The sequence below is a fragment of the Megasphaera vaginalis (ex Srinivasan et al. 2021) genome (genome assembly GCF_000478965.1).
Lineage (GTDB): Bacteria > Bacillota > Negativicutes > Veillonellales > Megasphaeraceae > Megasphaera > Megasphaera vaginalis.
On record NZ_AWXA01000009.1, the window covers coordinates 26,906 to 35,472 of the forward strand.

At 53.2% G+C, this 8,567-nt stretch carries 6 protein-coding genes; 1 reads left to right on the top strand and 5 read right to left on the bottom strand.

The window, feature by feature from the left end; translation table 11 throughout:
* From HMPREF1250_RS03030 to iorA, 4 genes are read right to left on the bottom strand one after another with little or no spacing between them, the layout of a single operon-like run.
* A complete protein-coding gene (locus tag HMPREF1250_RS03030) occupies positions 1-1,188 on the bottom strand; it encodes a pyridoxal phosphate-dependent aminotransferase (RefSeq protein WP_023053130.1) in 1,188 nt (395 codons plus the stop codon).
* A gap of 33 nt (positions 1,189-1,221) precedes the next feature.
* Complete coding sequence (locus HMPREF1250_RS03035; protein WP_023053137.1) at positions 1,222-2,610, bottom strand: amino acid permease; 1,389 nt, start codon at positions 2,608-2,610, stop codon at positions 1,222-1,224.
* Positions 2,611-2,647: 37 nt separating this feature from the next.
* Positions 2,648-3,223, bottom strand: a complete 576-nt coding sequence (locus HMPREF1250_RS03040) for an indolepyruvate oxidoreductase subunit beta (protein WP_023053120.1) — start codon at positions 3,221-3,223, stop codon at positions 2,648-2,650.
* A 1-nt stretch (position 3,224) separates the two neighbouring features.
* A complete protein-coding gene (gene iorA / locus HMPREF1250_RS03045) occupies positions 3,225-5,009 on the bottom strand; it encodes an indolepyruvate ferredoxin oxidoreductase subunit alpha (RefSeq protein WP_023053135.1) in 1,785 nt (594 codons plus the stop codon).
* Between the two features lie 256 nt (positions 5,010-5,265).
* Between iorA and HMPREF1250_RS03050 the strand changes: the two genes are divergently transcribed.
* Entirely contained in the window at positions 5,266-7,164 is a 1,899-nt protein-coding gene (locus HMPREF1250_RS03050) for a sigma-54 interaction domain-containing protein (RefSeq protein WP_023053128.1), read from the top strand.
* A 13-nt stretch (positions 7,165-7,177) separates the two neighbouring features.
* Here HMPREF1250_RS03050 and HMPREF1250_RS03055 read toward each other — a convergent pair whose 3' ends face one another.
* Complete coding sequence (locus HMPREF1250_RS03055; RefSeq protein WP_023053123.1) at positions 7,178-8,440, bottom strand: RNA polymerase factor sigma-54; 1,263 nt, start codon at positions 8,438-8,440, stop codon at positions 7,178-7,180.
* Positions 8,441-8,567 lie beyond the last annotated feature (127 nt).

Genomic DNA, 8,567 nt, shown 5'->3' on the forward strand with positions numbered 1-8,567 from the left:
TCAACGGTAGCTGTCCATCAGCTTTTGGAATACCGGCAGCGACCGTTTGATCATTTCCGGGTCGACGCAGTAGGAAATGCGGACATAGCCGGGACAGCCGAAGCTGTCGGCCGGAACGATCAGGAGATTCAAGGCTTTTGCCTTTGCGGAGAAGCTGTTGGCGTCGGCTTCCGGCGATTTCACGAAGAGATAAAAGGCGCCGCCGGGGTAAACGCAGTCATAGCCCATTTCCTTCAAACCGTTGTAAAGAAGGCGGCGATTGCCGTCGTAAATGGAGATATCCGAGGTCCGGCCCAAGCACCGCAAGACGACATCCTGGAAGAGATGAGGCGCGCAGACGAAGCCCATCGAGCGTCCGGCGCCGCAGACTGCCGTGTAAACGGCTTTGCTGTCGGCGGCACAATCGGGAACCAGGATATAGCCGATGCGTTCGCCCGGCAGGGAGATCGATTTGCTGTAAGAATAGCAGATGATCGTGTTGCTGTAATACTTGGGCACGTAGAGGATGGGCAGGCCGTCGTAAATAATTTCTCTGTACGGTTCGTCGGCGATCACGTAAATGGGATGGCCGACTTCTTTCGATTTTTTGGTCAGCAGGACGCTCAGCGCTTCGTACGTTTCCGAAGCGTAAACGACGCCTGACGGATTGTTCGGCGAGTTGATGATAATCGCCCGCGTCTGCGGGGTAATCGCCTTTTCCAGCAAGTCGAGAGAAATCTGGAATCGGTCGGTGTCGGGCGGAATGATGACTGTCTTGGCGCCGGCGTTGGCGATGAATGCCGTATATTCCGGGAAGAACGGCGCGATGACGATGACTTCGTCGTCGGGCGATTCGACCAGGGCTTTCAGCGTAATCGTCAGCGAGGCGGCGGCGCCGCAGGTCATGTAGAAATTATCGGCTGAGACGCGCGCGTCGTAGGTCTTGTTCATATAGTCTGCCAGCCCTTTGCGGACGGCTGTGTCGCCGGCTGCCGCCGTATACCCGTGAACGGCGACGGACGGACGGGAAGAGACGATGTCGATGATCGCCTGGCGAACGTCTTCCGGCGCCGGTACCGTCGGGTTGCCGATGCTGAAGTCGAAGACGTTTTCCGCGCCTACTTTGGCGGCCTGTTCCTGGCCGTAAGTGAAGAGTTCACGGATCACGGAACTTTGCGAACCGAGCCGGTACATTTCTTGTGAAGCCATATTGATCACTCCTATATCATATTTTCCCTTTTATTATACCTCAGGATGATTGTTTATGACACTGTGCTTATGACCGTAGGCCACATAGATGATCAGGCCCAGAATGGACCAAAAGACGAAGAGCGCCAGCGTGTGCCAGGAGAGCTGCGTGAAGATAAAGGCGCAGAAAATAAATCCCAAAGGCGCGATGATATGGACTGCAGGGCAGCGGAAGGCACGCGGTTTGTCGGGATAGATGCGGCGCAGGACGATGATGCCGACGCAGGAGCAGAGGAATGCGAAAATCGTGCCGGCGCTGCAGGTTTCGGCGACGATCTGGATCGGCGTGAAGCCCGTGATGCAGGCGACGAGAATGCCGACGATAATTTGGATCTTATAGGGCGTATGGAACTTCGAGTGAACCTTGTACAGCGACATCGGCATCAAACCGTCGCGGCTCATGGAATAGAGCGCGCGGCTTTGCGCGAAGAGCATCATCAGGACGACTGTCGAAAGGCCGCAAAGAGCGCCGGTGCCGACGATGGCCGAGCCGGCGTGCATGCCGATGTATTCCAATACATAAGAAGCCGGCGCCGCCGTGTTCAGCATTTGATAAGGCACGACGCCCGTCATTGTGGCGCAGACGGCGATATACAAAATCGTACAAATCGTTAAGGCAGAAATGATGCCGATCGGCATATCCCGTTTCGGATTTTTCGTTTCTTCAGCCGCCGTCGACAAGGCGTCGAAGCCCAAGTAGGCAAAGAACAGGACGGCTGTCCCTGCCGTTACGCCTTTCCAGCCGAAGGGCAGGAAGGGATCCCAGTTGACGGGATCGATATGGGGGGCTGCAAAGAAGAGGAAAATGAAGATCGTGCCGATTTTGATGAATACGAGAATCTTGTTTACTCTGGCGCTTTCCCTGACGCCGATGACCAGCAGCAGCGTGGCCAGGAGCACGACGGCGGCGGCAGGCAAATTCACGATGCCGCCGTCTGCCGGCACCATAGTCAGCGCTTTCGGCAAATCGATGCCGCAGGAGTGAAGGATGCCGACGAAGTAGGCGGACCAGCCGCCGGCAACGGCGCTGGCGCCGACGGAGTATTCCAGAATCAGGCTCCAGCCGACCCACCAGCCGAAGATTTCTCCTAAAGACGCATAGGCATACGTATACGAGCTGCCGGCGACAGGTAAAAAGGACGCCAGTTCCGAATACGCAAGACAAACAAAAGCGCAGGTCACGCCGGCAAGAATGAAGGACAACATCAGCGCCGGTCCGGCGTACTTGGCGGCGCCGATGCCGGTCAGGACGAAGATGCCCGTGCCGATGATGATGCCGAGGCCCATCAAGGTTATATCCATGGCTCCCAACGCTTTCGTCAATTTCTTTTCCTGCGTTGTTGCCATCAGTTCATCAAAAGATTTCCGTCTGAAGAACGTCATAATTGGTTCATCCCCTCTCGAAAGGACAGATAGTTCATTATACTGCGTTGAAGCCTAACGCAAAGGCTTGTAAATTGAGATCGATAAATTTCGGTTTGACCGTTTTGGCGATGATCGCCTTCCAGTCGATATCCGTCAGATCCAAGGCTTTAATCAGGGCGCCGAGGAGAACGATGTTGGCGCTCTTCGGGTTGCCAATGTCCGTTGCAATCTTTGTAGCGTCCAATTTCAGTACCGTCGCTCTCTTTTCCAGCTCTTCTATAATTGTCGTCGGATATTTCCGGGCTCCCGACAAGATCGGCATGGACGGGATGCGGTACGTGTTGACGACGATCTTTCCGTCGGGCTTCATGAACTTCGCATAACGGGCGGCTTCCATTTCCTCAAAAGACACGAGCAGGTCTGCCGCGCCTTCGCCGATAATCGGCGAATGGACCTTGCTGCCGAAGCGGACTTGGGTGCTGACGCTGCCGCCGCGCTGGCTCATGCCGTGAACTTCCGACATTTTTACATCATAGCCGTTTTCGATCAGGCCGATCGTCAGGATCTTACTGGCTAAAATCGTTCCTTGGCCGCCTACGCCGACAAACAATACGCTTTTTACGTCATTCATCTTAAAGGACCTCCTTCCGGGAAATAGCACTCACAGGGCAGACTTGCGCGCAGACGCTGCAGCCGACGCAGTCGGCGGCGGAGATGGACGACTTCTTCTTTTCGTCATCAAAACGCAGTGCCGGACAACCGGTGGAAAGGCATTTCTTACAGCCGATGCATTTCTCTTGATCGACGACGAAAATACGATTGTCAATGGCAAATTCTTCCAGGTCTTCTTTCGAGAATTTTTTCAAGACGCAAGGCCATCTGGTAATGATGACCGACGGGGCGTCTGTAATGGCGTAAGCCCAGTCCAGCGTTTCTTTCATCGCTTTCAGGTCCAAGGGATTGACGGTGCGTATGTTTTTGATTCCCAAGGCGCTGACGACGGCTTCCAGATCAATCAGCGTCGTCGGATCGCCTTTGATGTTGTAGCCGGTGCCGGGATTTTCCTGATGGCCGGTCATGCCGGTAATGCGGTTGTCCAAGATGACGCAGATCGTATTGGACCCGTTATACGCAACTTCCGTCAGCGAATTGATGCCTGTATGGAAGAACGTCGAATCGCCCATGACGGCGACGACGCGCTTATCCTGATGGCTCCGTTCAAAACCGTGTACCATGCCGTGGCCGACGGAAAAGGCGCTGCCCATACAAAGGGCGATGTCTTTGGCGTTCAGCGGTTCGGCTCCGCCCAAGGCATAACAGCCGATATCGCCGATCATGACGGTGTTTTTACGTTTGCTCAGTTCATAAAAGAAACCGCGGTGAGGGCAGCCGGCGCATAAAGTTGGCGGCCGCGGTACGAGCAGGTCGTCCGGTACGTCGACGCCCTTACTTTCTTCGTGCAGAATGCCTTTGGCGATGATATTCGGATTCAGCTCGTCAATCTTGGGGATGACGTCTTTTCCGTGGCAGGCGATGCCGGCCTGGCGGATCTGTTCTTCCATATACGGATCGAGTTCTTCAATGACGTACAACTCGTCAACGGCTTCGCTGAATTCTTTGATCTTTTTCAGCGGCATCGGGTAGGTCAGGCCGACTTTGAAATACGAAGCGTTTTCGCCGAAGACCTCTTTCGCGTACGTGTATGCGGCGCCGGCGGCGACGATGCCGATTTTCGTGGAGTTCATTTCCGTGCTGTTCCACGGACAGATTTCCGTGTACTCTTTCAGCTTTTCTTCCCGTTCTTCAACGACGTAACGGCGGACCTTGGAAACGGCAGGAACGGCATCCATCCGTTCGCGGTGTTTTTCATACAGGACCGGGGAGACTTCTTGGCGAACGCCTTCTTCGACGAGGCTCTTCGAGTGACAGACGCGTGTCGTCATACGCAGCATGACGGGAACGCCGAATTTTTCACTCAAGTCATAGGCGTCTTTCGTCATGTCGAGACATTCCTGCGAGTCCGACGGTTCCAACATCGCGATCTTGGCAAATTTGGCGTAATTGCGGTTGTCCTGTTCGTTTTGGGAAGAATGCATGCCGGGATCGTCGGCGGAAACGAACATGAAGCCGCCGTTTACAGCGAGATAGGAGAAGGTGAAAAGCGGATCGGCGGCCACGTTGACGCCGACCATCTTCATTGACGCAAAGGAGCGGACGCCGGCCATGGAAGCGCCGATAGCGGCTTCCATGGCTACCTTTTCGTTGGGAGCCCATTCGGCATAAACTTCATCGTAAGCGGAAATGTTTTCCAGTATTTCCGTACTCGGCGTACCGGGATAAGCGGAAGCGAAAGAAACGCCTGCTTCGTATAAACCTCTGGCGACGGCTTCATCTCCTGTCATTAGTTTTTTCATCATAAACAGCCTCCTTGCTTTAAATATAAATATAAATACCATAAAAACATAAAAAGAAAACGAAAAAAATCATTCAGGCAATGATATATAAGAAATTTTCGGGCCAATTATAGAAATGCAGGTTTTACCTTATGTTTACCAAAAAGCATAGTAGAAATAACTGCAACTTATGTAAAAAAGTAGACAATATTTTACTGACAGGGTTTACTTTGCTACAATAGAAGCATACGAGAACTGGTACGGGTAGGGGATGATAATCATGGAAAAAATATCATTTTTGTTAGCCGATGAAATATTAAAAAAAGAAGTTGAGCAGATTCTCTGGATTTACCGGTCGGAGCAGGAGAAGATCGACATCCGGACGGAAATCGGGATTATCGACTTGGAGCATATTGAAAAACAGGCGCAGGACATGATTGCCGGCGGTGCGCAGGTTATTATTACGAACAGCGGTTCCCACTCGATTCTCAGCCGCACGATTACGGAAGTGCCGATCCTTTGTCTGTACAGCTCGACAAGCGATACGCTTTATACGCTTCATCAAGTGGCGTCGTATAATACGATTCATCTGTTGCTGAATAAAAATTTTATTTTTAATGCCGAGCTCTGTTCCGACGATATCAAGAAGAAGCTGAAGATCCACAGCTCTTACAGTGTCGATACGACATATCATGAATTGCGGACCATTGTCAACCGAATTCCCGTCACTTCCGACGCCGTCCTTGTCGGCTGCACGCTGTTGCCGCAGATCGCCAATACGCCGCTGCCGATTATGCCGATCAGGCCCAGTGAATCAGCTATCCTTTCTGTGTACCAATACGCCTGCGAATTGATATCCTTCAAGCGGCAAGGGCAAAACTGGGGCGCCATGATCAGCGCCGTCCTGGAAAACTTCAACGACGGCATCATCATTTGTGACGCCGCCGGAAAAATATACCATATCAATAAGATGGCCAAACGCTTTTTAAAGACGGCAGGCAATCCGGGTTACCTGCGCGACGTCTTGCCGGGCATCCTGGAAGAGGGGGCGGGGCCGCAGCAACTGAAGGAAAAGATCGTGACCTTGGCCCCGTACACGCTGGTCATCACGACGTCGACTTTTCGCGTCGATCGGGATCAGCATTATGCGCTGAATATCCGCGACGTTACGGAACTGCAACATCTGGAAAAACATATTCGGTACAAGTTGTCCAAAACGGGTCTCCAGGCGCAGCATCACTTTTCCGATATCAAGACGATCAACGACGGCATGAAAAATGTCATTCACACTGCCGCGACGATGGCGACTTACGATGCGCCGGTGTTGATCCAAGGTGAAAGCGGCACGGGTAAAGAACTGTTTGCGCAGAGCATTCATAACCACAGCCCGCGGCGTAACGGCCCTTTCGTCGTCGTCAACTGTGCGGCGCTGCCGTCCGATTTGTTGGAAAGTGAACTTTTCGGCTACGTCGGCGGCGCCTTTACAGGCGCCCGCAAAGAAGGCAAGGCGGGGCTTTTCGAGCTGGCCCATAACGGGACGATTTTTCTCGATGAGATCAACAGCATGTCGCCCAATATTCAGTCCAAACTGCTGCGCGTTCTGGAAACGAAAGAAGTCATGCGCATCGGCTCGGACTATATCATTCCCTTGGATATCCGCGTTATTTCCGCCAGCAATGCCGATATTATGCAGGCCGTTTTATCCGGGGCGTTTCGCCGTGACCTGTTTTTTCGCTTGAATACGTTGACGCTGAATCTGCCGTCTCTAAATGAGCGAAAAGAAGATATCGTTTATTTATTCGCCTTTTTTATGGAAAAAATTTCCGGAAAGAAGGGGCGGGGAAAAGCCGTTCCGCTGCAGCTGCAAAACGCCTTGGAACGGCATCGTTGGTGGGGAAATATCCGCGAACTGCACAGTGTAGCCATGCGGTATCATATATTCAGCGACAGTTGCAGCGACGATTACGGCGAGCTCTTTGACGATGTGAAACAGCCGGCGTCGGTGACCGGGACGCTGCGCCATGACGAGATGGTCCCCGATTTGGACATGAAAAAACTACAGGCTTCTTTCCAGCAATTAGTCATTCAGGATCTGTTGGATCAAGGCTATACCAAGGTTCAAGTTGCTAAGATTCTGCATCTGAGCCGTCAGACTCTGTTTAACAGGCTGAAACAATGAGTGCGCCGTCACTTTAGTTATGTCCTAATACTTTACGCAATGATTTTTTGGGAATTCCCGCTTGGAGGCGCAGCTTGGCGACGGTGCGGCGGGCAATCGTAATGCCGTCGCGGCAGAGCGTGTCCGTCAACTCCTGATCGGACCAGGGATGTCGCGGGTCCTCGTTGGCGATCAAGTCGGCAATGCGCCGTTTGATGGCGTCGTCGGAAATGCTGTGTCTGCCGCAGGCGTAGGGCTGGGCGAGGAACTGATGAAAGCTGTACAGTCGGTTATTGAAAAGCAGATAACGATCACGGCAAACGCGGCAGATCGTGGCTTCGCTCAAGCCGGCTGCGGCGGCAATGTCCTTTTGCAGGAGCGGTTTGAGCGGGGCGGCGGCGACAAACGCCGCGTGCTGTACTTGGAGGATAATTTCCAGCGTGCGACTGATGGATTGCCGCCTGTAACGCAGCGCCGTTTCGAGATCGATAAAAGAGCGGCGCGCTTTGTGCAGGTACGTTTTTGTTTTCCTGTCGGCGTCCTTGCCGTATACCGCATACAGATCGTCCCGGAAGGAAACCGTCGGCAGCTCTTGCAAAAAGCGGAAAGACAGCGTCTGTTCCGCTGTCAGGAAAACTTCGACTTCGGGTCGGACGTATGCTGTCTCTTCACTGATCCGGGAGAGCGGCTGCAATGATAAGGTCTTCAAAAAAGCGATGATGGACTGCAGGTCGTCCGACGATAGGCGCAGGGACTCTTTCAAACGCTGCCAATGGCCGTTCAAAAAGTCACCGTAAAAGTCGCGGAGAAGTCGTTCCGTTTGGGGCGGCGCGTTTTCACTGCGGCGCGTCTGGATCAGCAGCGCTTCCTGCAGTGACGCGGCGCCGATACCGGGCGGGTCAAGATGCTGGACCGCCGCCAGTCCACAAGCCATTTCCTGCGCTGTGAAGCCCTTGGTCGCGCCGAGCGAGACGGCATCGTCCGGGAAAAATCCCTTGTCGTCCAGGGAGCCGATGATCAGCGCCGCCGCCGCAAATATCCGTTGCGATAAAGACTGCAGCCGCAGCTGAGCCAAGAGCGATGCTCGCGCCGATGCCGGCCGGCTCGGCGTATCGAGAGGCACCGTTCCGGCAGCGGCCACGTCATGGTAGTGCAGCTCAAGGAGCGGGTTTTCCGTCGCTGCATCCTGCAACAACTGCGTCAAGTCATGGGTCTGCAGGGTAAGAATTTTTATGGAGAGCTGTTGAAATTGGGACAGCTTCGGTTTTAACTGTAAGGATAGGGAAATATCGGGCATTACGGACACCTGCTCAGCGAATACTAACTGTACGTATATTTGTTAGTATACCATGAAAAAAGAGACTTGGCAGATGAATGGACAATAAAAAGCTGTCGCAGCTAGATACTGCGACAGCTTTTATTAC

What these genes read in the sequence shown, in the direction of transcription:
- iorA (WP_023053135.1), bottom strand. Translation starts at nt 5,009, where the DNA reads ATGATGAAAAAACTAATGACAGGAGATGAAGCCGTCGCCAGAGGTTTA.
- HMPREF1250_RS03040 (WP_023053120.1), bottom strand. Translation starts at nt 3,223, where the DNA reads ATGAATGACGTAAAAAGCGTATTGTTTGTCGGCGTAGGCGGCCAAGGA.
- HMPREF1250_RS03035 (WP_023053137.1), bottom strand. Translation starts at nt 2,610, where the DNA reads ATGACGTTCTTCAGACGGAAATCTTTTGATGAACTGATGGCAACAACG.
- HMPREF1250_RS03055 (WP_023053123.1), bottom strand. Translation starts at nt 8,440, where the DNA reads ATGCCCGATATTTCCCTATCCTTACAGTTAAAACCGAAGCTGTCCCAA.
- HMPREF1250_RS03050 (WP_023053128.1), top strand. Translation starts at nt 5,266, where the DNA reads ATGGAAAAAATATCATTTTTGTTAGCCGATGAAATATTAAAAAAAGAA.
- HMPREF1250_RS03030 (WP_023053130.1), bottom strand. Translation starts at nt 1,188, where the DNA reads ATGGCTTCACAAGAAATGTACCGGCTCGGTTCGCAAAGTTCCGTGATC.